Below are 26,164 nucleotides of genomic sequence, written 5' to 3' on the forward strand. Positions count from 1 at the left end.
GTCAAAGGTTTAATTAGCATTAATCTTTGAAGATGCCTCGAATAAATTGCACGGAGAGGAAGAATAAGAAAGCTAATACCGCATAGAGTACATAGCTCATAATTGGTTTGCTTATAGTTTCCGCTTCGGGTAGTGGTTTAATAGACACAATATTTCTGAACTCATTTAGCCAGTTAATACGCCAGCCGTAATATTTAATTTGAACCCGTTGTTTTTCGTTAGCATAAGCTTGTGCTTTTGCTTGAATATCGGCGGAATCAAATTTGAAGTAAGGTGGTAAACTCCAACCAGTATCTTCGTTACGATATACCATTACTTTTTTGGTGTTAGGATCTTCAGTAAATAGGAAATAAACATCACGTATTTGACCATCAGCAGGATTAGACTTGCTAATTATACCGTCTTTATCCATACGGCGGACTTCCATTCCTGTTACTAATGTTTCTTCGTAGCTTGGCATTGCGTAATTGATTGCGCCGCCTAGCACAATAAAAAGGGCAAGGGAGACTAAAAATAGAAAATATTTAAGTATTGTTCTCATATTTTATTCCTTATAATTGGATGTTAAATAATTTTTGCACATTTTCAGTTGTAATGCGAGCTAATTCTTCTGTTGAAACCCCTTTTAATGTCGCAACATATTCACAAGTTTCTCTCACATAAGCGGGCTGATTTGGCTTTCCTCGATAAGGAATGGGTGCTAAATAAGGTGAATCGGTTTCAATCAATAAGCGATCTAGTGGGATTTTTCGCACTACATCTCGTAATTCTTCGGCATTACGGAAAGTTATAATGCCTGAAATTGAAATATAAAAACCAATCTCTAATGCACGCTTTGCCATAGTCCAATCTTCCGTAAAACAGTGCAACACACCCCCGCATTTTTCCGCTCCGTTTTGTTCTAGCATATTCATTGTATCTTCACGCGCTGAACGTGTGTGGATAATAAGCGGTTTATTGAGCTTATTTGCAATCTCAATTTGTTGCACAAAAAGTGATTGTTGCAATGTTTTAGTTTCTGGTGTGTAGTGATAATCTAAACCAGTTTCGCCAATGGCAACCACTTTTGGATCTTGAGCAAATTGAAATAGTTTATCGTAATCAAATGGCTCATCTTCTACATTCAATGGGTGAACGCCACAAGAAAGAGAAACATCGTTACGATGAGCGGTTAGATTTTTCATTGCCTCAAAACGTCCAATAGTAGTGCAAACTGAAAGAAAATGATGTACACCACGTGCTTTCGCATTTTGAATCACTTCATCCACATTTTTGTGTCGGTTTTCGTAGTCTAAAGAGTCTAAATGACAGTGTGAGTCGATAATAAATAAGTCTTTCATTTGTTCCTTTTATGATTTATTCAAAAATCAAAACCAGCTTTGTTAAACAATCCAGCAACATCAATTCCTGATTTACGGCATTAATCTCCACTAGATCCTGTTGAGTTTGTTGAAGAATTTGCTGTCCTTGTAGTAAGCCATAGGCGGTGAGCTGTTGGCTAAATGGAATAATGCCGTTTTGGAGGTCTGGATTGAGCCAGCCTTGTGTAATGTTCATTTTAGCTTTGAGGGCATCGCTAAAGAAACTTTCTAACCATTCAAGTTGTTGTAATACATTCCCTTTTTCTTTGTCGAAAGCTTGAAAAAGCAATACAACATCTCGATTTTTGTAAAAACGCCAGAAGGTTTGTAGAAATGTTTTTCGCTTTAACAAGCGGTCATTTTCGAGAAAATTTTTGCAAATAAGCGGGCGAGAGCGGCAAATACGCAGTGCAATTTCCAACTCAGACATTGAGGTTGTAGGAAATTGTGTGTGAAGCCATTGCATTACCTCGTTCGCTTGTGGGGCATAAATCACCCAGGTTTGGCTTCGGCTCTGAATGGTAGCTAACACGGTTGATTGCAATGGAGCTTCAAGTAAGAAATAGACATTCTCACGTGGCTCTTCAAGGGTTTTGAGAAGTGCGTTGCTACTTGCTTCGGTTAATCGATCTACGCCTCGAATATACACGACGGTGTTACCGCCTTGTTGAGCGAAATTTTGTAGGTTAGCGATCAATTCTCGCACCTGATCGATGCCAATATCTTTACCTTCAATCGGTTCTAAAATATGGAAATCTGGGTGGTTTTTGCTTTGCGTAAGTTGGCAACTTTTGCATTGACAGCAAGGGGTATTGCTCGTTTTTTCTGTGCAGAGTAACCACTTAGCCACTTTTTCGATTAACGTATTTGTGCCAAGCCCAACATCGGTTTTAAACAGCAGAGAGTGATGCCCTCGTCCGTGTAAAAAGGAGTCGATGAGTTTTTGGTAAGTGCTTGTAAGCCAACTATACATTATTTCAGCCAATTTCTGATTGCGTGTTGAATATCGGCAGTAACTTTTTCAATCGATTGCTCTGCATTGATTATGACTGCTTTGTTATTATTTTTTGTAAGCTCTAAGTAACGTTCTCGTGTGCGATAAAAAAAGTCTAAACTTTGTTGCTCAATACGATCTAACTCACCTCTGCCTCTAGCACGCGCTAGTCCGATGACAGGATCGAGATCGAGGTATATCGTTAAATCAGGCTCAAAAGTGCCAAGCACCGATTCTTTTAAAGTTTCGAGTAATTTGCGATCGAGTTTACGTCCCCCACCTTGATAGGCTTGGGAAGACATATCGTGCCTGTCGCCTAGCACCCATTTACCTTCGGCAAGTGCTGGTTTGATCACATTTTCCACCAGTTGAACACGGGCGGCATAGAGCATTAATAATTCCGCTTTATCTGTTACAGGCTCTTCGGTTTCGTGTTTAATTAAATGACGGAGTTTTTCGGCAAGAGGAGTGCCACCCGGTTCACGAGTCATCACGATATTACTAATGCCTGCTTGCTCTAACTCTTTTAAAATCACTTGGTGAGCAGTTGTTTTGCCTGCACCTTCTAAGCCTTCAATCACAATAAATTTTCCACGCATAGATTTCTCGCTATTTTTTCTGTTCGTTACTTTGATTATTTTTGCGTTTACGTTCAATTTGAATCCACTCTTGCACCGCTTTATTATGATCTTTTAATGTTTTACTAAATTTGTGTCCGCCTGTACCATCTGCGACAAAGTATAAATAGGGTGTGTAATCAGGATTGGAGACCGCTTTAATAGAAGCCTCACTTGGCATAGCGATCGGTGTAGGCGGTAAGCCGTCAATTTGGTAAGTATTATATAGTGTTACTTCTTCTAAATCTTTACGGCGAATATTTCCATCATAGCGATTGCCCATACCGTAAATCACGGTTGGATCGGTTTGCAGACGCATTTTAATGCGTAAGCGGTTAATAAAAACAGAAGCAATTTTAGGGCGTTCGCTCGCAATGCCCGTCTCTTTTTCGACAATCGATGCAAGAATTAACATCTCATAAGGATTGGCAAGCGGTAGATTTTCTGCTCTATTTTGCCAAGCATTCTCTAAGATGGTTTTTTGCCGTTGATAAGCACGTTTGAGTAAAGCTAAATCGGTAGAGTTTGGTGTGTAGCGATAAGTATCTGGTGCAATCCAACCCTCGATTTTTGTATATGGAATACCGAGTAATTCAGCAATTTCTTTTTCCGATTTATCTTGGAGAGTTTGTTGCAAATAGTTCGCTTTAGATAATTGCTCGTACCCATTTTGGAAGGTTCTACCCTCAATAAATTGCACATTTAATTGCACTTCTTTGCCTGAATTTAAATGAGCCAGCAAATCTTTTACGGTAGCTAAGTTATTTAATGAATAAGCTCCAGCTTTAAATTTGCTTAACTCTGGATGTAATCGCATTAAGTAGGGGAGAAGATCCGCATCATTATGGGTAATAATACCTTGTTCTTTTAAAAGACCTGCTAATCGGTGGCTAGAAATCCCTTTTTCCAGTATAAAAAGTTGATCTGGTTGGGCGGTGATTTGATGCTCTGCTAAGGAATTAAGTTTTTGGTAGCCATAAAATAATCCACCACAAGCAATAACACCAGCTAAACTTAATGCAATAAGGATTTTTTTTAACATTGAATTTGAATAATGGTTAAGAAGAAACGCGTTAAATTTTACTATAAAGCGGTTGTTTTTTCAGAAAAATTTGTAAATAAGAAATAAGTGGTGGGTCATGAAAGATTCGAACTTTCGACCAACGGATTAAAAGTCCGCTGCTCTACCGACTGAGCTAATGACCCAAATAGGTGTTTTTGAAGATTAGTGGTGGGTCATGAAAGATTCGAACTTTCGACCAACGGATTAAAAGTCCGCTGCTCTACCGACTGAGCTAATGACCCAAATAGGTGTTTTGAAGATTAGTGGTGGGTCATGAAAGATTCGAACTTTCGACCAACGGATTAAAAGTCCGCTGCTCTACCGACTGAGCTAATGACCCAAATCTTGTGTAACGAGGGCATATCATACGGATTTTTGAAGGTTTGGCAAGTATTTTTTATTTAAATAATGTTGAGTGTGTGGTTTATAAACAATTTTACGGAAATTTAAGCATATTTTATTCAGTCTATAAACGGGCTTTTATCTTTTTCTGAAAATAGGCTATAATCACGCCGTTTATTAAACTCTCGATTTTAATTTAGAAGGAAACCAAAAATGGGCTTAGAATTAGTGCCAGCTGGTAAAGCGTTACCAGATGATATTTATGTTGTTATTGAAATCCCTGCAAATTCAGATCCAATCAAATATGAAGTGGATAAAGAAACGGGGGCATTATTCGTTGATCGTTTTATGGCAACGGCAATGTTTTATCCAGCAAACTATGGTTATGTAAATAATACTTTATCATCAGATGGCGACCCAGTAGATGTATTGGTGCCGACACCATACCCATTACAACCAGGCTCAGTGATTCGTTGTCGCCCAGTAGGGGTATTAAAAATGACTGATGAAGCGGGCGGCGATGCAAAAGTAGTTGCAGTACCACACACTAAATTAAGCAAAGAGTACGATCATATTAAAGATGTTGGTGATTTACCTGCATTATTAAAAGCACAAATTCAACACTTTTTTGAAAGCTATAAAGCACTAGAAGCAGGTAAATGGGTGAAAGTTGAAGGTTGGGGAGATGTAAATGAAGCTCGCCAAGAAATTCTAGAATCTTTCGAGCGTGCTAAAAAGTAATTTTTTTCTCTGAATGCCAAGCAGATTTGTTTGGCATTTTTTGTGGGATATCAATATGAACTTTATTAAAAAACTAGGCCTTTCTATTTTTTTATCTATCATCGTGGTTTCTTGTGCAACAACAGAAAGTATTAACCAAGAAGCAGCTCATCATTATTCACAGGTGAAATCGCAAGCTCGTCAACAAAATGCGATTGATGCATCATCGCCTACCGCAAAACGTGTGCATACCGTATTTAATAAAATGAAACCTTACGCTGAAAAAGCAAACCAAACAAGCGTCCCTTTCCAGTGGGAAATTACCGTTTTAAAATCTGATGAGCTCAATGCGTGGGCAATGCCTGGTGGTAAAATGGCGTTCTATACAGGTTTAGTGGAAAAACTTAATTTATCTAACGATGAAATTGCTGTTGTGATGGGCCATGAGATGGCTCACGCTTTAAAAGAGCATGGTAAATCAGGGCGTACGGTCACGATGATTGGTGGCATTGTAGGCGCGATTGCAGATATTGCAGTAACGGCTTCAACGGGTGTAAATACCGAGGGTTTATTAAGTTCTGGCGTAGATTTAATTGCCACTAAGCCATTTTCTCGCAGCCAAGAAACAGAAGCAGATGAAGTGGGCTTAATGTTGATGGCAGAAGCGGGCTATAATCCATCGGCTGCTCCGAATGTATGGATTAAAATGAGCAAGGCAAACGGAGATTCAGGTTTATCGATTTTTTCAACCCACCCGTCAAATGCGGATCGCCAAGAAAATTTAGCTCGTCTAGTACCTGAAGCGATGAAAGTTTATAACGCTCGTAAATAAGATGATGACAAGCGGTGGATTTTTACTAATTTTTTGCAAAAATGCTCTTGATGATTCAAGAGCATTTTTGTTTTTGGTTTCTACTCAATTAGTAACGCACAAAGCCGACCAATTCGTAAACCTTACCTAAAGTCTCTTTGGCTCTCGCTCTGGCTTTGTCTGCACCTTCACGGTAGATTTTTTCAAGCAAGGCTTCGTTTTGGCGGTAGTGATGGTAACGCTCTTGAAGGTTGATTAAGAACGCAGAAACCTGATCCGCTACTTCGGTTTTTAAATGACCATACATTTTGCCTTCAAACTCTGCTTCTAATTCCGCAATGGTTTTGCCTGTAATCGCTGAAAGAATATCTAACAAGTTAGACACGCCCGCCTTATTTTGCACATCGTAACGTACTACAGGTGGCTCATCGCCATCGGTCATTGCACGTTTGATTTTCTTTGCCACTGCTTTAGGATCTTCGAGTAAACCAATGACGTTATTGCGGTTGTCATCTGATTTTGACATTTTTTTTGTTGGTTCCAGTAACGACATCACTCTTGCCCCTGACTTCGCAATAAATACTTCAGGCACAGCGAATACAGGCTCAATAAGATTTCCTTCGGCGTCTTTTTTGCCATATAACGCATTGAAGCGGTTGGCAATATCACGAGTGATTTCCAAATGTTGCTTCTGATCATCGCCTACTGGCACTTGGTTTGCTTGATAGAGAAGAATATCTGCCGCCATTAACACTGGGTAAGTGAATAAGCCAACATTCACATTTTCTTCATAGCGAGCGGATTTATCTTTAAATTGCGTCATACGCCCCATCTCGCCAAAATAGGTGTAACAGTTTAATATCCAAGCTAATTGAGCGTGTTCAGGCACCTGGGATTGAATAAAAATCGTACTTTTGTTTGGATCAATGCCACAAGCTAAATAAAGGGCTAATACATCTAAAGTAGATTTACGCAGTGCTTCTGGATCTTGACGCACAGTAATAGCATGTTGATCGACAATGCAATAAACACAATCATAATCATCTTGCATTTTTACCCAGTTGCGTAACGCCCCTAAGTAGTTACCAATGGTCAGTTCCCCAGACGGCTGAACGCCACTAAATACGATAGGTTTGGTCATTTTATCATCTCGTTTTGATTGCAAAAAATTGTGGAAATTATACCGCTTGTCGTCTTATTCGCCTACAATTTTCAACACATCTTTAAATTCAGCGGTGACAAAAGTAGGCTCAGATTGCTCAATTGGCACATTGTAGTTATAGCCATAAGTTAAACCAACTACATCACAGCCTGCGGCTTTGGCGGCGATGACGTCATTTTCTGAATCGCCCACAAATAGGAATTCTTGTGGAGCGATATTGAATTTTTCACAAATAAAGAACATTGGGTCTGGGTGGGGTTTAATTTTAGGGAGTGATTGTCCTCCTAAGGTTTCGTCGAATAAGTGGTAGATGTCAAAGGCAGAAAGCACGGGTTCGACTAATTTAGTTGGTTTGTTTGTGATAACAACCAGCGGATAGCCTTTGGCTTTTAAGGCTTCTAAGGTTTCTTTAACATTTGGGAATAGCGTGCTTTTCTCACACACATAGGTTGCGTAGTATTTATCAAAGTGCATTCGCATTGTGGTTAATTCATCGGCTTGGAAAATTTTGCCTGTGTGAGCAACCGCATTTTGGAAGAAAATGTCAGCCCCTTTGCCAATCCAAGTTAGCACTTTTTCCTGTGTCACGGTTGGCAAGCCTGCTTCTAAGAACATTGAGTTTACGACTAAGGTTAGGTCAGGTAGGGTGTTAATGAGGGTTCCATCTAAGTCAAAACCAATTACTTTGTATTTATTGCTCATTGTTTTTCCTTAAAAATGTAAGCGGTCATTTTTTGCAAATTTTTTGCTATTTTCGACCGCTTGTTATCATTATTTTACTTTATTGGCTTGATACGCCCACAGCATAATCAAGGTTCCGACGATAATCATTGGTAAAGAGAGCAATTGACCTCGTGTGATTAAATCTGCGGTGGTGTTTACGTTGTGGTCGATTTCTCGGAAGTATTCCACAATAAAGCGGAAAGTGCCGTAGCCGATTAAAAATAAGCCTGCTACAGAGCCTGTTGGGCGAGGTTTTTTGATAAACCCGTTTAGAATGAGTAGCAATATGACGCCTTCTAAAAAGGCTTCATAGAGTTGTGATGGGTGGCGAGGCAAATAGCCTCCACTTGGGAATAAAACTGCCCAAGGTACATCAGTTACACGCCCCCAAAGTTCGTCATTGATAAAATTACCAATACGCCCCATTCCTAATCCGAATGGTACAAGCGGAGCAATAAAATCAGCCGTTTGCCAGAAACTACGGTTTTGACGGTAGGAAACCCAAACCATTGCTATAATTACGCCAATTAAGCCTCCATGAAATGACATTCCGCCTTCCCAAATGCGGAAAAGATAGAGTGGTTCTTGCAAGAAGCGATCGAAATTATAAAAGAAGACATCACCAATCCGCCCGCCTAATACCACGCCCCAGAAGCCAGTATAGATTAAGCTATCAACTTGCTCGGTTGTCCAAACGCCATTTGAGTTTTTTGCTCTTCTCATTCCCAGCCAGTAAGCAAAAGCAAAACCTGCTAAATACATTAATCCATACCAACGTAGGGCAATGGGTCCGATTTCAAATACGATAGGGTTAATTTGTGGAAATTGAATAAATTGTTCGTTCATAGTTTCCTTATTTTAAAAACATATTGATAGCGATACAGACCAAGAGTACCGCGAAGGCTTTTTTGAGTATTGGCACAGGTAAGGCATTTGCTGCACTTGCTCCTATTTTTGAAGTGAAAAATGAGGTTGAGGTGATGCCTATCAGTGCTGGTAAATAGATATAGCCTAATGAGTAATCAGGCATTCCCTTTAAGCCTAAGCCACTTACAATAAAGCTGATTGTGCCAGATAAACCTAAAAATGCACCACAAAATGACGAAGTACCGATTGCTCGTTTAATATCTAAGCCTCGATCGCTTAAAAACGGCACAATAAATGCACCGCCTGCGATGCCTGCCATACTAGATAAGGTGCCAATTACGCTTCCGCCAAGCAATGTAGCTTTGAACGTAAGCGGTTTATTTTTCGGTGCTCTTTTCAAGCTGAAAAGCATTTTGCCCGCAAGATATAACACCATTATAGCAAAAATTTTAGACATAATTTGCGGATCTAGTCGACTTACTACTAAACCAGATAAGAATACCGAAATCATTAACGCAGGAATAAAGGATTTACTCGTTTGTATATCAACATTGCCCAACTTATGGTGGCGTTGAGCCGATGAAAAAGCGGTAATAATAATAGTTGAGAACGACGTGCCTAATGCGGTAGACATCACATATTCAGGGGGGACACCTGCCATTGGCAGTAAAAATACCAAACTCGGGACAATAATCAGACCACCCCCAATGCCGAATAATCCAGCTAAAAAGCCGACAAATACTCCTAAAAAAAGGCAGATTAACAAAATAGTCATTATTGTTTTCCCTTTTGGTTATGTTGATGCCAAGCCCGATATGGTTTACGGCTTTCCCACTTATAAGATTTGGTGGTATCTTGAAAGGATTGTCTTGATGTATGAGAAAATTTGTCATCTCGCTCGGTACGGGGCCTTTCAAGCGGTTTATCTTCGGCATTTTTTTGCAGAACGTGTGCAAACTCTTTCATTGCTTTTCGGTAAACATCACGTTTGAAAGAAACAACCTGACGAACAGGATACCAAAAACTCACCCATCGCCAGTTATCGAATTCTGGGTTTTTCGTGATTTTTAAATTAATCAGACTTTCATCACTCACTAATTGTAATAAAAACCAACGCTGTTTTTGCCCGATACAGACAGGCCCTGTTCCTTCATTACGCACCAAACGTTTTGGTAGTTTATATTTTAGCCAATATTTAGACGCCCAAAGCAATCGTACATCTTTTTTGCTTAAGCCAACTTCTTCATAAAGCTCACGGTACATTGCTGTTTCAATGTTTTCCCCCTCGTTAATTCCACCTTGTGGAAATTGCCAAGAGTTTTGACCAAACCGTTTTGCCCACAGAACTTGTCCGTGCTTATTACAGATAACGATGCCAACATTTGGGCGGTAGCCATCGAAATCGATCACTCGACCACCTAATTTGTACAATTTTAGAATGTAGAGATTGTTTCATACTTTGGCAGGATTTGCAAAAAATCGATCGATTTCGACCGCTTGTGTATAACTTTGTGGATAACTTTTGAATGTTAGCAGTATAACTTGAGGATAACTATATTGAGCGTTGTAAATTAGAGCCACGAATGAGATCCTAAAATAGGATCTTTTTCTTGCACAATGATCTGGATAAAGATCAAGTAGTTGACTTTTTTCTCATCAAAATAAGTTGAAAGATTAACATCAAGAAACAGAAAAAGGTGATTTTGGTAAAGTCTGTTGAGTTATCCCCACCATTTGTGGATAAAGATGTGATAGTTTTTCAAAATCAGGGTGAATAACTTAGAATAAGCATTTAAACTTTTAAAAATATATAATTAAATCAATGTGTTAGCGTAATTATTAAAAGTGATAAATAGATGTGTATTTTATTGGTTGTTTTTTGTACTAAAAAGCCGTTTATCTGGCAAAGATAAACGGCTTTATCATTTGGAATATTAAAATTTCTCTACAAAGTCAGCATAAGCATTGATGAAGCTTTGCATTGAAAGTGCGAGAGCTTTTTTGGTAATTTCGCCTTGTTCGTTAAATACGCCATCAAATAAATTACCTACGCTTAAAGCAAATGGGAGTGTTGGCATATTTACAAATGAGCCAGAGGTAATTGCTCGAATTTGATCTGCGACACGGACACCGCCCCCTGCACTTGCTCCAACCGTGACGATGCCTGCAGGTTTGCCAATCCATTTGCTTTCACCCATTGGGCGAGAAACCACATCAATGGCATTTTTTAACATTGCTGAAATACCCGCATTGTGTTCTGGTGTAACAAATAAAATGCCGTCTGCGTTTTCTACAGCCTCGCGTACACGAGTGTATTGTGCTGGGCTATTTTCGTCTAAATCACGATCATAAAGTGGTAAATCTGCAATTTCTACAATATTTAATTGAATGCTAGTTGGGGCCATTTTTTGTAAATGGCGAACGGTTAATTGGCTAAATGAAGTTTTGCTGTTGCTGCCGATTAATACTGCGATTTGTTTTGTCATTTTATAGATTCCTTTTATAGTCCATAAGATTAATGGTCTGCTTATTTTACAGCTTTCTTTTTAGTGAATAAACCTCACATTGTAATTGCAAAAGAGATTATTTATAACCAAATTTTCTTTTTCTACCGATTCCGTTATAATCGCAACAATTTTTTGACTATTTTTGAAGGAATTGAGCAATGTTATATCCAAGTGAAGATTTTTTGTATGCTCCCGTTGAATGGGTAGATCACAGCGAAGGTTATACTGATATTCGCTACCATAAATCAAAAGATGGTATTGCAAAAATTACGATTAACCGCCCTGAAGTGCGTAACGCTTTCCGCCCTCATACAATAAAAGAGATGATTGACGCTTTTGCTGATGCACGTTTTGATGAAAAGATTGGCGTGATCGTATTAACTGGAGAAGGTGAATATGCATTTTGTGCTGGTGGCGATCAGAAAGTGCGTGGTGACTACGGCGGCTATAAAGATGAAAGCGGTGTACATCATTTAAACGTGTTGGATTTTCAGCGTGATATTCGTACTTGCCCGAAACCAGTTGTAGCAATGGTCGCAGGGTATGCGATTGGCGGCGGTCACGTTTTGCATATGTTATGCGATTTAACGATTGCGGCAGATAATGCAAAATTTGGTCAAACTGGTCCGAAAGTAGGTTCATTTGATGGCGGCTGGGGGGCAAGCTATATGGCACGTCTTGTTGGTCAGAAAAAAGCCCGTGAAATTTGGTTTTTATGTCGTCAGTACGACGCACAAGAAGCCTTAGATATGGGCTTAGTGAATACTGTTGTGCCTTATGCAAATTTAGAAAAAGAGACGGTGCGTTGGTGTCGTGAAATGTTGCAAAACAGTCCAATTGCCTTACGTTGCTTGAAAGCTGCCTTGAATGCCGACTGCGATGGTCAAGCAGGTCTTCAAGAATTAGCAGGCAATGCTACAATGTTGTTCTATATGACGGAAGAAGGGCAAGAAGGGCGTAATGCGTTTAATGAAAAGCGTGAGCCTGATTTCAGTAAGTTCCGCCGTAATCCGTAGTATTTCCAAGAAAAAGCCTAGCGCAGTAAGCTGTGTTGGAGTAAAGGCATCATTTGCAAATTTTTTTATAAATTTGACCGCTTACCTTTCTAATTTAAGTTAATGTTATGTCAGACGTTGAGCTAAACGATCAGAATCAAGCGCAGAGCCAAGATCCTGAGTCAAAACCGAAAAGGAGAAGTTATATTCTCTCCACTTTATTTAAGCTTGGGCTGATTGGAGCTTGTAGTGTCGCTTTCTATGGGATTTACCTAGACGGCAAGATTCGTCGCAAAATGGACGGGCAAGTTTGGGCGTTACCTGCTGAGGTTTATGCCCGTATTGAAAGCATTAAAATTGAGGATCATTTAGGGCTTGAACAAACTAAACAGGCTTTGTTGGATAACGGTTATCGTCAAGTTTCACAGGTGGCTACACCAGGTGATTTTAAAATAGAAGAGAATCGTTTAGTTTTGCTACGTCGTGCTTTCCCATTTCCTGAAACGCCTGAATCGCAACGTGTTCTACGTTTAACGTTCAAAGATGATAAATTAACCTATATCGAAGATCTTGTGCAGGGAAAGTTGATCGAGGAATTTCGTTTAGATCCGAAATTGCTTGCGATGTTGCACTCCGATAGTGATGAAGAACGTCAAGCGTTACGTTTACAAGAATATCCTCGTTTGTTGATTGAATCGTTGATTTTAACTGAAGATCGTCGCTTTTATCAGCACGATGGAATCAGCCCGATTGGAATTGCACGAGCATTAATGACGAATTATCAAGCAGGCAGAACTGTGCAAGGTGGAAGTACCTTAACACAACAGCTGGTTAAAAACCTGTTTTTAACGAATGAACGATCGTTGGGGCGTAAAATTAACGAAGCCTTGATGTCGGTTATTTTAGATTTTAGATATGAGAAAAATCGTATTCTAGAAACGTACCTCAATGAAATTTATTTAGGACAAAATGGTAGCTATCAAATTCACGGCTTTGCATTAGCAAGTAAATTCTATTTTGGTCGCCCAATTCAAGAAATCAGCCTTGACCAAATTGCTTTATTAGTGGGAATGGTAAAAGGTCCATCACTTTATAATCCGTGGCGAAACCCACAAGGTGCGACAGAACGCCGTAATGTCGTACTGCGTTTATTACGTGATCATCAAGTGATTAATCAAGAACTTTATGATTTGTTGAGTAGGCGTCCATTAAATGTGCGTGAAAAAGGCACGATTTACCGCGAACAACCTGCGTTTATGCAGGCATTAACGATTGATTTAAAAAATGAATTAGGAGAAGTTAGAGCCGCACAACTTTCAGGCACAAAAATCTTTACTACGCTAGATCGCAAGCAGCAGCGTTCAGCAGAACAAGCCGTTATTACTGGCTTGGAAGATTTAGAGAGCAATAATAAGAAGGTAACAGATCTGCAATCTGCAATTGTCGTGGTGGAATATCGTACAGGCAAAGTGAGAGCTATTGTTGGCGATCGTTTAACTCAATTTGCAGGTTTTAACCGTGCTATACAGTCAAAACGTCAGATAGGTTCTTTAGTTAAGCCGTCTATCTATGCAATTGCTTTAGCTCAGCCTGATCTGTTTCGTTTAAATACACCTGTTCCAAACAGACAAATTTCAATTAAAGTAGGCTCAACTTATTGGACCCCTCGTAACTACGACCGTAGCTTCAGCGGTTCAGTAATGTTTATGGACGCATTGGTTCGCTCGCTTAATATTCCAACTGTGAATATTGGTATGAAAGTGGGCTTGAAAAAAGTGATCGCTAAACAAAAAGAGATGGGCTGGAATACCACTGAAATTCCGTTATATCCTTCAACTTTGTTAGGTTCTTATTCTATTTCTCCTTACGATGTAACGCGTTCTTATCAAGTGATTGCGAATGAAGGCTTAAAAATACCATTAACGACGATTGAGACCATTATTTCTCATAATGGTGAAATATTCTACCAGCGAGATAATAGTAAAATCGGTGATCAGGTGCTTCCTCCAGAAGCTGCCGTACAAACGATGTATGCAATGCAACAAGTAGTAGAGCGAGGTACTGCTCGTAGCCTGCAAGGTAATTTTGCTAAGTTAAAATTAGCAGGCAAAACAGGTACAACCAATAATGCTCGTGATACCTGGTTTGTTGGTGTTGATGGCGAACATATTACAACGGTTTGGCTCGGGAAAGATAATAATGGTGATACCCATTTAACTGGCTCAAGCGGAGCATTATATGTTTATAAGCAATATCTTGAACGTGCTTTACCACAGGCTTATAAATTACCTAAACTCAATACGATGCAATGGGTTGGCATTAATAGCTACGGTAGCTGGACCTGCGATAGCAGCAGACAAATTCCTGTTTGGCGTGATAATGGGCAGAGTTATTGTACCAGCACAGGCACTGTTGCCGCTCAATCAAGTGTATGGGATGCTCTTTCATTGAAAGAGGATAATAATCCAAAAGCTGAAGAGGCGGAAGACAACCAATTTATTCCAAATGAAGAGGTTGCTCCGAAGGAATAAGAATAGTTTTGATAGTTATTATTATTTGAATTTGAATTCTTGATAGGTTATATCTATGATAAGTATATATTATAACCATTTGCCACGTTGTTATTTGAGTAGTAATATAACTATAAATTAAATGAGCAGTATGTATTTAATTTGAAAGATAATTACCAATAAAAAGGAGCATATTATGGCAATGTCAAATATCGGTTTAAATAAAGAAGTCGCAAAAAAATTAGCAGATGAATTAAATGATTTATTAGCAACGTATCAAGTATTTTACACGAATGTGCGTGGCTATCACTGGAACGTGCGTGGTGTAAATTTCTTTGAATTACACGCAAAATTTGAAGAAATTTATGATGATTTAGTTTCTAAAGTAGATGAAATTGCAGAGCGTATTTTAACTTTAGGTCATACGCCAAATAACGCATTTAGCCAATATTTAACACGTTCTCAAATTAAAGAACATATTGGTGTTTCAGCGGCACAAGAGTGTTTAAGAGGCACATTAGATGGCTTTAAAACACTCTTAGCTCAGCAACGTGAAATTTTAACGTTAGCCAATGAGGCTGATGATGAAGGTACAGCTTCTCAAATGAGTGACTACATCAAAGAGCAAGAAAAATTAGTATGGATGTTCACCGCTGCTTGTGCAGAATGTTCAGATTACGCACAAGGTTGTTCTTGCAACTCATAACAGTTTTTATGATTTTAACCCCGATACTCATCGGGGTTTTATTTTTTAATCACTATGTCGAACGGTTTTCAATTTAAACAGTTTTTTATTCAGCATAATAAATGTGCGATGAAGGTTAATACTGATGGTATTTTGCTTGGTGCCATCGCTTATATCGAAAATGCTCAGCAAATTTTAGATTTAGGCACGGGCTCAGGTTTGGTTGCCCTTATGCTTGCTCAACGAACCAGTGAGACTTGCCAGATTACTGCATTAGAGCTTGAACCAAATGCTTGCCGACAAGCGGGTGAAAATGTAAAAAAATCTGTATGGGCAAATCGTATTTCTGTTTTACAGGGCGATGTGATGCAACAACAATTTGAACAGAAATTCGATTTAATTGTAAGTAACCCGCCCTATTTTGAACACTCGCTTGCCAGCCAAACTGAACAACGAGATCTTGCTCGTGCCATCAAAACTTTTAGCCATTTTGACTGGCTAACACAAGCCCAAAAATGGTTAGCCGAAAATGGCATAATTACGATGATTTTACCCACGGAAGCGGCAGAGAAATTAATTTCCCAAAGTCTAGAAATTGATTTGCATTGCATTGAGCAATGGACGATTTTTACTAAATTAGAGAAAGCACCTAAGCGAAGCATAGTGAGTTTTCGTTTGCAGGAGAGGCGATGTGTACAAAGAAAGTTGGTCATTTATGATCGGAATAACTGTTACACTGCGGAATTTAAACGGATCACTCGCGATTTTTATTTGAATTTTTGATCTGCTATACAGACTAAAAAACCGACCAAGCGGTCGGTTTTTGTGAATTTTTTGCAAATTATTCGCTAATATCGTTTAAATCCAACAATTCTTGCGAAAGAATAATGCCTGTTAAATCGGCATAGACATAATCTTCAGGGAAAAACGTTACACCGCCAAAATTAACAGGGGTATCTACCTCGCCAATATCGGTATTATCTGCCCCGACTGGAATAGGAGCAAGTGCGTGAATGCCAATCTCTAGTCTTTCCAAAATATCTAACTGGCGAACAGCACCATAAACGATGATTCCTTCCCAGCCATTATCCACAGCGAGTTGAGCCAGCTCTGCATCAATTAATGCTCGGCGAACAGCACCGCCACCATCAACCAATAACACACGCCCTTCGCCTTCTTCTTCCAGCACTTCAGCAATTAAGCCATTGCTTTCAAAACATTTGACGGTAGTGATTTTGCCAAAGAAGGAAGAGGCACCCCCAAAACTTGAGAAAATCGGTTCAACAACATCAATTTGGTCAGAATAAAGATCGCAAAGCTCAGAGGTATCAATACGCATAATATGCTCCTGTTTAAATCATATAGCGAGAGTATAAACTGTAGCTCTCAATTTGCAAAATTTTATTAGAAAAAGACCGCTTGTTAGATTTGAGATTCTCCTTTGGGATCTAAAGTACCGCTTTTAAGATGTAAATCTGTTTGATCGTCTTCTGTAGTAGAAATACTTAAGTTATCAAATTCTAATTGAATTTTTTCAAGAATATCCCAATAAGCTACCCAGTAGTTTGTCGTTTGTACCCAAGGGCGAGCAATTAACTGTACGCTATCTGAGCCTAGCGTACCTACAGCAACGACAGGAGCAGGATCTTTTAATACATAATCGTTATTTTCTAAAATACGTTGAATAACCTCTTTTGCATTTTTTAAGTTAGCACCGTAAGCAATATCAAACGTAAAATCAATGCGACGAGTTGGGTTATTCGAGTAATTAACAATTTTATCTGAGAATACTTTACCATTTGGTAAAAGTACGGTTTTGTTATCACCGGTACGAAGCTCTAAAACGAGTAAACCCATTTTTTCAACCACACCGCTCATGCCACTCGTTTCTATCAAATCACCTTTACGAAATGGCTCAAAAATGAGAAGCATCACACCTGCTGCGAAGTTTTGTAATGAGTTTTGCAGTGATAAACCAATAGCTAAACCTGCTGCACCGATTAATGCGACTAATGAACTGGTATTAATACCCACTTGTGAAAGTGAGGCAATCACCACAATTAATAGTAGTAAGAAATAGCTGATCGAAGTAATAAAACTTTGCAACATTTCATTTCTGGTTGATGTTAATGCAGCTTTTCCTAGTAAAGTGCTAATGATGCGAGCAAGAAATCTACCGATGACAAAAATCGCAATTGCAAGTAGGATTTTTGTACCATAAGGAATAATCCACTCATAAAGAATAGTATTAAAATCCATCGAACTCATTTTATTGATCATTTTCCCTGTTTGTGCAACGACATCAATCTTTGGAGCTATTTCTGTAGCTTTATCTGTCATATCTGTTCCTTTAAAATAAAAATTAAAAATTTAACCCATCGACTCACTAATAGGTTGGCGGTTTTGTGTTAGAATTCAAAAGAGTATTTTCTCTAAAAGACAACATAATGACAACAGAAAAAGTAATTTGTGCCAGCGTTAAATTTTTGACTATTGGTGAAGATGAAGCAGGGCAGCGTTTAGATAATTTTTTATTGGCAAAACTCAAAGGCGTACCGAAAAGCTTGATTTACCGTATAGTCCGTAAAGGCGAAGTGCGGGTAAACAAAGGACGAACTAAGCCTGAATACAAACTGCACGCTGATGATATAGTACGTGTTCCACCTGTGCGTGTGACAGAGAAAAATGAGCCACAGATTTCTACCAAATTGAATAAAGTCGCCGAGCTGGAAAGCCAAATCTTGTATGAAGATGATTCTATGCTTGTTATCAACAAGCCATCAGGCATTGCAGTTCATGGCGGTAGTGGCTTGAGTTTTGGGGTAATTGAGGCGTTAAGAGCGTTACGTTCTCAAGCTCGCTTTTTAGAGCTTGTTCATCGTATAGACCGCGATACTTCGGGCATTTTGCTGGTGGCTAAAAAACGCTCTGCATTGCGTTCATTACACGAGCAACTGCGTGAAAAAGTCGTACAAAAAGAGTATTTGGCGTTGGTGCGTGGGCAATGGCAGGCTCATACTAAAGTGATTAAAGCCCCGTTGCTTAAAAGTGAGTTAGCAAGTGGTGAGCGAATTGTGCGAGTCAGTGAAGAAGGTAAACCCTCTGAAACTCGCTTTAGCATTGAAGAGCGTTACGCTAATGCCTCGCTGATTAAAGCTTCTCCCGTTACGGGTAGAACGCATCAAATCCGAGTGCATACTCAATATGCAGGACACCCGATTGCTTTAGATGATAAATATGGCGACAGCGATTTCGACATTAAAATGAAAGAAGCTGGGTTACACCGCCTGTTCTTACACGCCTATTCTATTCGTTTTGAACATCCGAAAACTGGTGAGGAAATGGTGATTACTGCACCGCTGGATAAAAAGCTTAAAGGTGTGTTGGCGAAGTTGAGGACAGAGAAATAAGATGAAAATCTATTTCAAAAATTTTCAAAAAAATGACCGCTTGTTAGATTTGACTAAGCCACACATTATGGGCATTTTAAATTTCACGCCCGATTCATTTTCTGATTCAGGTCAGTTTTTCTCCCTTGATAAAGCGTTGTTCCACGTCGAGAAAATGCTAAATGAAGGAGCAACTATTATTGATGTCGGTGGCGAATCGACTCGCCCGAATGCAGCGATTGTGACTTTAGAAGAAGAGCTTGAGCGTGTGGTGCCAGTAGTAGAAGCCATTCATAATCGTTTTGACTGTTTAATTTCAGTGGATAGCTCCAAGGCTGAGGTATTCAAACAAGCTGCAAAAGTGGGTATGGATATGATTAATGATGTTCGAGCTTTAACTGAGCAAAACGCATTAGAAACCGTTGCTGAGCTGGGGTTGCCGGTTTGTTTAATGCATATGCAAGGTAATCCGCAAAATATGCAGCAAAATCCAGAATATGATGATGTGTTAGAAGAAGTGGCGGATTTCTTAAATCAACGTATTTTCGAGTGCGTTACAGCAGGCATTCCTAAAGAGCATATTATTTTAGATCCTGGTTTTGGCTTTGGAAAAACGGTTAAGCATAATTATCAACTACTAAAACATTTAAAAGCCTTTGCCGATTCGGGATTTCCTGTGCTTGCAGGGCTTTCTCGGAAATCGATGATTGGTGCAGTGTTAGATAAACCCGTAGAGCAAAGGCTAGCGGGTTCAATTGCTGCGGCTCTTATTGCTGTGCAACATGGGGCAAAGATTTTACGTGTTCACGATGTTGCCGAAACTGCCGATATGCTAAAAATTTGGCAGGCAACCGTTGAATCAGATAATTAATATTTAGGAGTAAAAATGATTACCTTAGTTTACGGTATTAAAAATTGCGATACCGTCAAAAAAGCCTTGAAATGGTTAGAAGAGAATCAGCAAAACCCAATACTTCACGATTACCGTGCCGATGGTTTAGATTCTGACTGGTTAGTGAAAATGGCAGCGAAATTTGGTTGGGAAAATCTGGTAAACAAACGTAGCACTACTTGGCGTAATTTGGATGAAGCGATCAAACATAATCTTAATAGTGAAACTGCATTAAAGGTGTTAATAGAACAGCCTACGTTAATTAAACGTCCAATTGTTATTCAAAATGATATTGCGTTGCTTGGTTTTAATAAGAACGAGTACCAAGCTATATTTGCAAAAAATAAGTAAAAAATAACCGCTTGTAATCTTATGAAAAATGAAATTATCTCCCTTGCACAAAACTTAATTCGCCGTGATTCTATCAGCCCTGATGATAAAGGCTGCCAACAAGAAATTGCTGAACGCTTAAGTGAAGTTGGCTTTGATATTGAATGGCTACCATTTGGCGACACATTAAATATGTGGGCAACACACGGTACGGAAAACGGCAAAGATGAACCTTGTGTTGCTTTTGCAGGGCATACTGATGTTGTGCCTGTAGGCGAAGAAAACCAATGGCAATATCCGCCATTTTCTGCTGAAATTGTAGATGGAATGCTTTATGGGCGTGGTTGTGCAGATATGAAAGGCTCGCTTTCTGCATTAGTGATTGCAGCAGAAACTTTTGTAAAAAATAATCCGAACCACAAGGGAAAAGTAGCATTACTGATTACCTCCGATGAAGAAGCTGCTGCAAAAGATGGTACGGTAAAAGTAGTGGAAACCTTGATGGCTCGTAATGAATCTGTACATTATTGTGTAGTAGGCGAGCCATCAAGTAGTCAAGTATTGGGCGATGTAATTAAAAATGGCAGACGTGGCTCCATAACTGCTGATTTGTATATTGAAGGCATTCAAGGGCACGTTGCTTATCCTCATTTGGCTGAAAACCCTGTGCATACTTCACTGGGCTTTTTAACTGAATTGACTCAATATAAATGGGATAACGGTAATGATTTTTTCCCACCCACTAGCTTGCAAATAGCCAATATTAAAGCAGGTACGGGTAGCAATAATGTTATTCCAGGCGAGCTTTATGTGCAGTTTAATTTACGTTACTGTACTGAAGTGAGTGATGAAATCATTAAAGCGGTTGTTGCTGAAATGTTGGAGAAATATGGCTTAAAATATCGTATTAGTTGGCATTTATCAGGTAAGCCCTTCCTTGCAGGTAAGGGAAAATTGGTGGAGGCAGCGGTGCAAGCGGTTGAAAATGTAGCAAAAATCACCCCTCGTTTAGATACTAGCGGTGGCACATCAGACGGTAGATTCATCGCCTTAATGGGTACTGAAGTAGTGGAATTTGGGCCGTTAAATGCAACTATTCATAAAGTGAATGAATGTGTGAGTGTAGATGATTTAGCAAAATGCGGTGAGATTTATTACCAAATTTTAGATAACTTACTTAATTAAAGCATAGCATAGCGGAAATAGAGGGAGGGTAATAAATAATCACTTTGTTTATTTTTTATATAGCCATTACTTAATATAAAGTTTACACTATCCTAGTTTTATATTTACAGGAAAACCTTTATGCAACTCTACTTCTATATTTGTTTATTATTTGGGCTTGCAATGTTCATTTCTTTTTTTACAAGAAAACTGAACGAAAATATTCAAATAACCATTGCAATTACAGCCTCCGCCTTGATTGGTTCTCTTCTTATTCTTACTTTCGGCTATTTCGGTTGGTTTAATGTTGATAAACTGGCCATTTCCATTTTTGAACAGCTTGATTTCAACAGTTTCTTATTAAACGGCATGCTTGGCTTTTTGTTATTCGCAGGTTCACTTGGTATCAAACTCCCTTTAATGAAAGATCAACGTCGAGAAATTGCTGTTTATGCTTTATTTTCTACATTAATCTCCACTTTTTTGATCGGAGCATTAATTTATGGTGTAGCAATAATGTGTGGATTAGAGATTGGCTTTGTTTATTGTCTATTATTTGGCTCGCTAATTTCTCCAACCGACCCAATTGCTGTACTGGCGATTATCAAAAGTTTAAAAGCCCCAAAACGTCTTTCTATGAATGTTGAAGGGGAATCTCTATTTAATGATGGTATTGGCCTAGTGATTTTTACAACTATTTTTGCGGTGGCATTCGGTGGGCAATCCCCAACAGTGAGTGGGGTAATGATGTTATTCTTGCAAGAAGCAGTTGGTGGCATTTTATTTGGCTTATTAACTGGTTTTGTTGCCCATAAATTTATTTCTGCAACTAATGATGGTAGCCTGGAAATTTTAATTACACTAACCATTCCAACTGTCGGATTTGTAATGGCAAACTACTTACATGTTTCTGGTGCATTAGCGATGGTAGTTGCAGGGATTATGATTGGTAACTGGACACGCCGCTCAGGCTTTTCTGAACAGAGCCAGAAATACCTCGATCATTTTTGGGAAATGATTGATCACTCCCTCAACTATCTGTTATTCCTGCTTATTGGATTAAGTACGTTATTGGTTGATTTTACTTTTATCGGTGGTGTATTGATGATTGCTGCTATTCCAATATGCTTGCTGTCTCGCTATGTGAGTTTATGGATTCCATATCAAGTGTTAAAACGTTTCCGTACTTATAATCCTTATACATTAAGAATTATGACGTGGGGTGGTTTACGTGGAGGATTAGGTTTAGCGATGGCTTTATCCGTGCCTTCAGGCGTTGCTATGATTTCAAGTTCAGCTGGTAATCTTGATGTGCGTGATTTAATTTTGTTGATGACTTATGCAGTAGTAACATTCTCTATTCTAGTACAAGGTTCAACTATCGAACCAATGATTAAAAAGGCGAAATTAGTTGATCCAAGACGAATAGCCTTTAACAAACTTGGTGGTAAAGACGATTTTATTCCGCATATTTAGTATGTGTAATATAAAAAAATACATACTATTTCGCTAGAAATTATTAGTAGCTATCTACTTATACTTTAATACCTCTCAGATTTTGTTTTGAGAGGTATTTTTTATGCAAATTGCAGCACAGAAGCCATTTAAAATTGGGCTAAAGAAGATGGTAAAGAAGATGGTTGTGAGGGAATTATTAAATGAAAAAAGCTCTACTTTCGTAGAGCTTTTTTTGCGTTTTACCTAAGAATTATAGTAAACCTGGCTGACCTAACGCTGGGTCTGTTGCACGAGCTGCAATGGCATCTTCAACCGTCATGCCTAATGCTTTAGCAACACCTTCGCCGTATGCTGGATCGCAAGCATAGCAGTTGCGGATATGGCGGTATTTGATGAAGTCTAATGCATCACCCATACCAGCTGCCGTATTGTTGAATAATGCTTGTTTTTGTTCATCATTCATATTATTGAACAATACGCGTGGTTGGCTGAAATAGTCTGAATCATCTTCACGGAAATCCCAATGTGCTGCATCGCCGTTAATTTTGAGTGGTGGTTCAGCATATTGAGCTTGCTCTTGCCATTTGCCGAAGCTATTTGGTTCGTAATGGATGGTACTACCGTAGTTACCATCCACACGGCCTTGACCATCACGAGCATTGCTATGCACTGGGCAACGTGGTGCGTTTACAGGGATTTGGTGGTGGTTTACACCTAAACGGTAACGTTGAGCGTCTGCATAGTTGAATAAACGAGCTTGTAACATACGGTCTGGAGATACGCTGATACCTGGAACTAAGTTGCTTGGTGCGAAAGCAGATTGCTCAACATCAGCAAAGAAGTTTTCAGGATTACGGTTTAATTCAAATTCACCTACTTCGATTAATGGATAATCAGATTTCGGCCATACTTTTGTCAAATCAAACGGGTGGTATGGTACTTTGCCTGCATCAGTTTCAGGCATAATTTGTACATACATTTTCCATTTCGGGAAATCACCACGTTCAATTGCATCATATAAATCACGCTGGTGGCTTTCACGATCGTTTGCAATGATTGCAGCGGCTTCTTCGTTTGTTAAGTTTTTGATACCTTGTTGTGTACGGAAATGGAATTTCACCCAGAAACGCTCATTTTCAGCATTGATAAAGCTATAAGTGTGTGAACCAAAACCGTGCATATGGCGGTAAGAAGCGGGAATACCACGCTCACTCATTACGATAGTCACTTGGTGGAATGCTTCAGGTAACAATGTCCAGAAATCCCAGTTGTTTGTTGCAGAACGCATATTGGTACGTGGGTCACGTTTAACTGCTTTGTTTAAATCTGGGAATTTACGTGGATCACGTAAGAAGAATACGGGTGTGTTGTTACCCACCATATCCCAGTTACCTTCCTCGGTATAGAATTTTAATGCGAAACCACGAATATCACGCTCAGCATCTGCAGCACCACGCTCACCCGCAACGGTGGTAAAACGTGCAAACATTTCAGTTTTTTTACCCACTTGACTGAAGATCGCCGCACGAGTGTATTTAGTGATATCGTTAGTAACAGTGAAAGTACCAAATGCACCAGAACCTTTAGCGTGCATACGACGCTCAGGAATAACTTCACGTACGAAGTTAGCTAATTTTTCGTGTAACCATAAATCTTGAGATAATAATGGACCACGTGGGCCTGCAGTTAAGCTGTTTTGGTTATCAACAACAGGTGCACCGTTGTTTCTTGTTAAGTGTATAACAGGACATTTTGACATAATAGAATCCTCATAAAAAGTAAGATAGGTAATCAATTCGAGTATTGATTATAGAGATCAGGCTTTTTTTCGCAATCTATTAATTTGATAATTTATGACTATTAAAATTTGCTGTTTAATAGCTGATTATAATTGTCAACTATTTATAGGTGTGATACAAGCGGCTGATTTTAGTAAATTTTTTGCAAATGTATAAAGAAAAAAGTACCTATCTGAGACAGGTACTTTTTAATCAATAAGATGGTGGATTTATTTCCCTAAATTATCAAAAAATTTCTTCACGCCATCAAAAAAGCCTTCGTGTTTTGGGCGGTGTTGTGCTTTACCCTCTAAACTTTCCTCAAATTGACGTAATAGTGCTTTTTGTTCTTCGCTTAAATTAATTGGTGTTTCAACAACTACTTTGCAAATTAAGTCGCCAGTATAGCCTCCACGTGCACTTGCCACGCCTTTACCACGAACTCGGAATAGTTTACCCGTCTGGGTTTCAGCTGGGATTTTTAATTTGAGTTTGCCATCTAAAGTAGGTACTTCAATTTCGCCACCTAATGCTGCAAGCGTAAAGCTGATTGGCACTTCACAATATAAATTTGAGCCATCACGTTCAAAAATATCGTGTTCTTTAACGTGAATAACAACGTATAAATCGCCTGCTGGTGCCCCATTTTCACCCGCTGCTCCTTCGCCTGATAAACGAAGTTGGTTACCAGTGTCCACTCCTGCTGGAATGGTAACTGACAGATTTTTCGCTTTTTGTACACGACCATCGCCGTGGCAAGAACGACAAGGTTTTTCAATGCGTTTCCCTGTGCCGTGACAGCTTGGGCAAACCGCTTCGGTCACAAAGAAACCTTGCTGACGGCGAACACGCCCTGTGCCGTGGCAGTGGGAACAGGTTTCCACTTTACTACCTGCTTCTGCCCCTGAGCCGTGGCAAGTATCGCATTCAGCCAAGGTTTGAATGCGAATATCTTTTTTACAGCCTTTCACCGCTTCTTCTAACGTGATTTCGATGTCGTAACGTAAATCATCGCCACGCACTACACGTTGGCGACGACCACCACCTCCGAAGCCCCCACCAAACATTTCACTGAAAATATCTTCAAAGCCGCCGAAGCCACCGCCGCTAAAGCCACCGAATCCGCCCGAGCCGCTACCGCCTTGCTCAAAAGCGGCGTGACCATATTGGTCGTACATCGCTTTTTTCTCTTGGTCTGTTAAGACCTCATAGGCTTCGGTAATCTCTTTAAATTTCTCTTCCGAATCTTTGCTGCCTTGGTTCTTGTCTGGGTGATGCTTTGCCGCCAAACGTTTATAGGCTCGTTTGATCTCTTTCTCATCTGCCCCTTTCGACAAGCCAAGGACTTCGTAATAATCTCTTTTTGCCATAGTTTTTCCGTATTTTTGCAAAATTTTTATAAAAAATGACCGCTTGTTTTACTCCCCTCTTTTCTAAAGAGGGGGATCAGATCTCTAGTTATATTAACAATGCGGATTCACCGCAATATAAATTTCGACTTTGCCGCCAGGTAAATGCTTTTCAAAATCCACCGTGTAGGCTCGTTTTAACAAGCCTTGCTTGGAACGGTTTTCAATGCTTTCCCAAGTTTCTGAAAGCAGAGCTTCTGTGGTGGGAATTTTTTCAAACCAGATAAAATCTTCCATCAAAATCGGCTCATTGCCGTTTTCGGTTTCCGTTGCAATCACCGTTTGGTTCGTTTTGTGATTGTAGATTTTATAGAACGGAATTTGCACTTTTTCAGTTGTAGTGTAAAGTTTGAGCATTTGCAACATTTCCTTAAAATTTGACCGCTT

28 protein-coding genes and 3 tRNA genes are annotated in these 26,164 nt (G+C 39.3%); 12 read left to right on the forward strand and 19 right to left on the reverse strand.

Features of this window, described 5'->3' with window-relative positions:
- Positions 1 to 19: 19 nt before the first annotated feature.
- The 8 genes from HV560_RS03285 to HV560_RS03320 all read right to left on the reverse strand — a co-directional run bounded on the left by HV560_RS03285 (position 20) and on the right by HV560_RS03320 (position 4,375).
- Entirely contained in the window at positions 20 to 541 is a 522-nt protein-coding gene (locus HV560_RS03285; RefSeq protein WP_176812137.1) for a DUF1523 family protein, read from the reverse strand.
- A gap of 10 nt (positions 542 to 551) precedes the next feature.
- Complete coding sequence (locus HV560_RS03290; protein ID WP_176812138.1) at positions 552 to 1,340, reverse strand: TatD family hydrolase; 789 nt, start codon at positions 1,338 to 1,340, stop codon at positions 552 to 554.
- A 16-nt stretch (positions 1,341 to 1,356) separates the two neighbouring features.
- On the reverse strand, positions 1,357 to 2,334 hold the full coding sequence (locus HV560_RS03295) for a DNA polymerase III subunit delta' (RefSeq protein ID WP_176812139.1): 978 nt from the start codon (positions 2,332 to 2,334) through the stop codon (positions 1,357 to 1,359).
- A complete protein-coding gene (tmk, locus tag HV560_RS03300) occupies positions 2,334 to 2,954 on the reverse strand; it encodes a dTMP kinase (protein ID WP_159628956.1) in 621 nt (206 codons plus the stop codon). Before tmk ends, HV560_RS03295 begins: the two co-directional genes overlap by 1 nt.
- Positions 2,955 to 2,964: 10 nt before the next feature.
- On the reverse strand, positions 2,965 to 4,014 hold the full coding sequence (mltG, locus tag HV560_RS03305) for an endolytic transglycosylase MltG (RefSeq protein WP_176812140.1): 1,050 nt from the start codon (positions 4,012 to 4,014) through the stop codon (positions 2,965 to 2,967).
- Positions 4,015 to 4,102: 88 nt separating this feature from the next.
- A tRNA-Lys gene (locus HV560_RS03310) sits at positions 4,103 to 4,178 on the reverse strand.
- 23 nt (positions 4,179 to 4,201) lie between these two features.
- A tRNA-Lys gene (locus tag HV560_RS03315) sits at positions 4,202 to 4,277 on the reverse strand.
- Between the two features lie 22 nt (positions 4,278 to 4,299).
- Positions 4,300 to 4,375: transfer RNA gene (locus HV560_RS03320), tRNA-Lys, on the reverse strand.
- A 215-nt stretch (positions 4,376 to 4,590) separates the two neighbouring features.
- On the opposite strand from HV560_RS03320, the gene ppa reads away from it, so the two are divergent.
- The gene (gene ppa / locus HV560_RS03325; protein WP_159628958.1) at positions 4,591 to 5,118 is read left to right on the forward strand and encodes an inorganic diphosphatase; all 528 of its coding nucleotides are present in this window, start codon (positions 4,591 to 4,593) and stop codon (positions 5,116 to 5,118) included.
- 55 nt (positions 5,119 to 5,173) lie between these two features.
- Positions 5,174 to 5,929, forward strand: coding sequence for a M48 family metallopeptidase (locus HV560_RS03330; RefSeq protein WP_176812141.1), 756 nt, complete (start codon positions 5,174 to 5,176; stop codon positions 5,927 to 5,929).
- Positions 5,930 to 6,017: 88 nt separating this feature from the next.
- Here the strand turns inward: HV560_RS03330 and trpS are convergent, their stop codons facing one another.
- The 6 genes from trpS to HV560_RS03360 all read right to left on the reverse strand — a co-directional run bounded on the left by trpS (position 6,018) and on the right by HV560_RS03360 (position 11,146).
- Positions 6,018 to 7,049: a tryptophan--tRNA ligase gene (gene trpS, locus HV560_RS03335; protein WP_176807655.1), complete on the reverse strand. Its 1,032-nt coding sequence runs from the start codon at positions 7,047 to 7,049 to the stop codon at positions 6,018 to 6,020.
- Positions 7,050 to 7,103: 54 nt separating this feature from the next.
- On the reverse strand, positions 7,104 to 7,772 hold the full coding sequence (locus tag HV560_RS03340) for a phosphoglycolate phosphatase (RefSeq protein ID WP_176807654.1): 669 nt from the start codon (positions 7,770 to 7,772) through the stop codon (positions 7,104 to 7,106).
- 69 nt (positions 7,773 to 7,841) lie between these two features.
- A complete protein-coding gene (gene lgt, locus HV560_RS03345; protein ID WP_176807653.1) occupies positions 7,842 to 8,639 on the reverse strand; it encodes a prolipoprotein diacylglyceryl transferase in 798 nt (265 codons plus the stop codon).
- A 7-nt stretch (positions 8,640 to 8,646) separates the two neighbouring features.
- Positions 8,647 to 9,435, reverse strand: coding sequence for a sulfite exporter TauE/SafE family protein (locus HV560_RS03350; protein ID WP_176807652.1), 789 nt, complete (start codon positions 9,433 to 9,435; stop codon positions 8,647 to 8,649).
- Positions 9,435 to 10,070, reverse strand: coding sequence for an RNA pyrophosphohydrolase (rppH, locus tag HV560_RS03355; RefSeq protein ID WP_176812142.1), 636 nt, complete (start codon positions 10,068 to 10,070; stop codon positions 9,435 to 9,437). Before rppH ends, HV560_RS03350 begins: the two co-directional genes overlap by 1 nt.
- A gap of 524 nt (positions 10,071 to 10,594) precedes the next feature.
- A complete protein-coding gene (locus tag HV560_RS03360; RefSeq protein ID WP_176807650.1) occupies positions 10,595 to 11,146 on the reverse strand; it encodes an NADPH-dependent FMN reductase in 552 nt (183 codons plus the stop codon).
- Between the two features lie 179 nt (positions 11,147 to 11,325).
- Between HV560_RS03360 and menB the strand changes: the two genes are divergently transcribed.
- The 4 genes from menB to HV560_RS03380 all read left to right on the forward strand — a co-directional run bounded on the left by menB (position 11,326) and on the right by HV560_RS03380 (position 16,140).
- The gene (menB, locus tag HV560_RS03365) at positions 11,326 to 12,183 is read left to right on the forward strand and encodes a 1,4-dihydroxy-2-naphthoyl-CoA synthase (RefSeq protein ID WP_176812143.1); all 858 of its coding nucleotides are present in this window, start codon (positions 11,326 to 11,328) and stop codon (positions 12,181 to 12,183) included.
- Positions 12,184 to 12,290: 107 nt separating this feature from the next.
- The gene (gene mrcB, locus HV560_RS03370) at positions 12,291 to 14,693 is read left to right on the forward strand and encodes a penicillin-binding protein 1B (RefSeq protein ID WP_176812144.1); all 2,403 of its coding nucleotides are present in this window, start codon (positions 12,291 to 12,293) and stop codon (positions 14,691 to 14,693) included.
- A 175-nt stretch (positions 14,694 to 14,868) separates the two neighbouring features.
- A complete protein-coding gene (locus tag HV560_RS03375) occupies positions 14,869 to 15,378 on the forward strand; it encodes a Dps family protein (protein ID WP_176807647.1) in 510 nt (169 codons plus the stop codon).
- A gap of 48 nt (positions 15,379 to 15,426) precedes the next feature.
- Entirely contained in the window at positions 15,427 to 16,140 is a 714-nt protein-coding gene (locus HV560_RS03380; protein ID WP_176812825.1) for a tRNA1(Val) (adenine(37)-N6)-methyltransferase, read from the forward strand.
- 58 nt (positions 16,141 to 16,198) lie between these two features.
- On the opposite strand, the gene rraA is transcribed toward HV560_RS03380, so the two are convergent.
- Positions 16,199 to 16,696 carry a ribonuclease E activity regulator RraA gene (gene rraA / locus HV560_RS03385; RefSeq protein WP_176807646.1) on the reverse strand — a complete coding sequence of 166 codons (498 nt, stop codon included), beginning with the start codon at positions 16,694 to 16,696 and terminating at the stop codon, positions 16,199 to 16,201.
- An 83-nt stretch (positions 16,697 to 16,779) separates the two neighbouring features.
- Positions 16,780 to 17,697 carry a mechanosensitive ion channel family protein gene (locus HV560_RS03390; protein WP_176812145.1) on the reverse strand — a complete coding sequence of 306 codons (918 nt, stop codon included), beginning with the start codon at positions 17,695 to 17,697 and terminating at the stop codon, positions 16,780 to 16,782.
- 107 nt (positions 17,698 to 17,804) lie between these two features.
- On the opposite strand from HV560_RS03390, the gene rluC reads away from it, so the two are divergent.
- From rluC to HV560_RS10445, 6 genes are all read left to right on the forward strand, one after another.
- Entirely contained in the window at positions 17,805 to 18,767 is a 963-nt protein-coding gene (gene rluC / locus HV560_RS03395; RefSeq protein WP_176812146.1) for a 23S rRNA pseudouridine(955/2504/2580) synthase RluC, read from the forward strand.
- A 1-nt stretch (position 18,768) separates the two neighbouring features.
- Positions 18,769 to 19,617 (forward strand): dihydropteroate synthase, encoded by an 849-nt coding sequence (folP, locus tag HV560_RS03400; protein ID WP_176812147.1) that lies wholly within the window; start codon positions 18,769 to 18,771, stop codon positions 19,615 to 19,617.
- A 15-nt stretch (positions 19,618 to 19,632) separates the two neighbouring features.
- Positions 19,633 to 19,989: an ArsC family reductase gene (locus HV560_RS03405; RefSeq protein ID WP_159628974.1), complete on the forward strand. Its 357-nt coding sequence runs from the start codon at positions 19,633 to 19,635 to the stop codon at positions 19,987 to 19,989.
- Between the two features lie 21 nt (positions 19,990 to 20,010).
- The gene (dapE, locus tag HV560_RS03410) at positions 20,011 to 21,153 is read left to right on the forward strand and encodes a succinyl-diaminopimelate desuccinylase (RefSeq protein ID WP_176807641.1); all 1,143 of its coding nucleotides are present in this window, start codon (positions 20,011 to 20,013) and stop codon (positions 21,151 to 21,153) included.
- 120 nt (positions 21,154 to 21,273) lie between these two features.
- Positions 21,274 to 22,608 (forward strand): cation:proton antiporter, encoded by a 1,335-nt coding sequence (locus tag HV560_RS03415; RefSeq protein WP_159628976.1) that lies wholly within the window; start codon positions 21,274 to 21,276, stop codon positions 22,606 to 22,608.
- A 103-nt stretch (positions 22,609 to 22,711) separates the two neighbouring features.
- The gene (locus tag HV560_RS10445) at positions 22,712 to 22,837 is read left to right on the forward strand and encodes a hypothetical protein (protein ID WP_272955347.1); all 126 of its coding nucleotides are present in this window, start codon (positions 22,712 to 22,714) and stop codon (positions 22,835 to 22,837) included.
- A gap of 3 nt (positions 22,838 to 22,840) precedes the next feature.
- On the opposite strand, the gene HV560_RS03420 is transcribed toward HV560_RS10445, so the two are convergent.
- The 3 genes from HV560_RS03420 to HV560_RS03430 form a co-directional block, all read right to left on the reverse strand.
- Positions 22,841 to 24,349 carry a catalase gene (locus tag HV560_RS03420; RefSeq protein WP_176807640.1) on the reverse strand — a complete coding sequence of 503 codons (1,509 nt, stop codon included), beginning with the start codon at positions 24,347 to 24,349 and terminating at the stop codon, positions 22,841 to 22,843.
- 249 nt (positions 24,350 to 24,598) lie between these two features.
- Positions 24,599 to 25,738: a molecular chaperone DnaJ gene (gene dnaJ / locus HV560_RS03425; RefSeq protein ID WP_176812148.1), complete on the reverse strand. Its 1,140-nt coding sequence runs from the start codon at positions 25,736 to 25,738 to the stop codon at positions 24,599 to 24,601.
- 93 nt (positions 25,739 to 25,831) lie between these two features.
- Positions 25,832 to 26,134, reverse strand: coding sequence for a hypothetical protein (locus tag HV560_RS03430; RefSeq protein ID WP_159628979.1), 303 nt, complete (start codon positions 26,132 to 26,134; stop codon positions 25,832 to 25,834).
- Positions 26,135 to 26,164: the final 30 nt, after the last annotated feature.

The sequence above is a fragment of the Mannheimia pernigra genome, from assembly GCF_013377995.1.
Classification (GTDB): Bacteria; Pseudomonadota; Gammaproteobacteria; order Enterobacterales; family Pasteurellaceae; genus Mannheimia; species Mannheimia pernigra.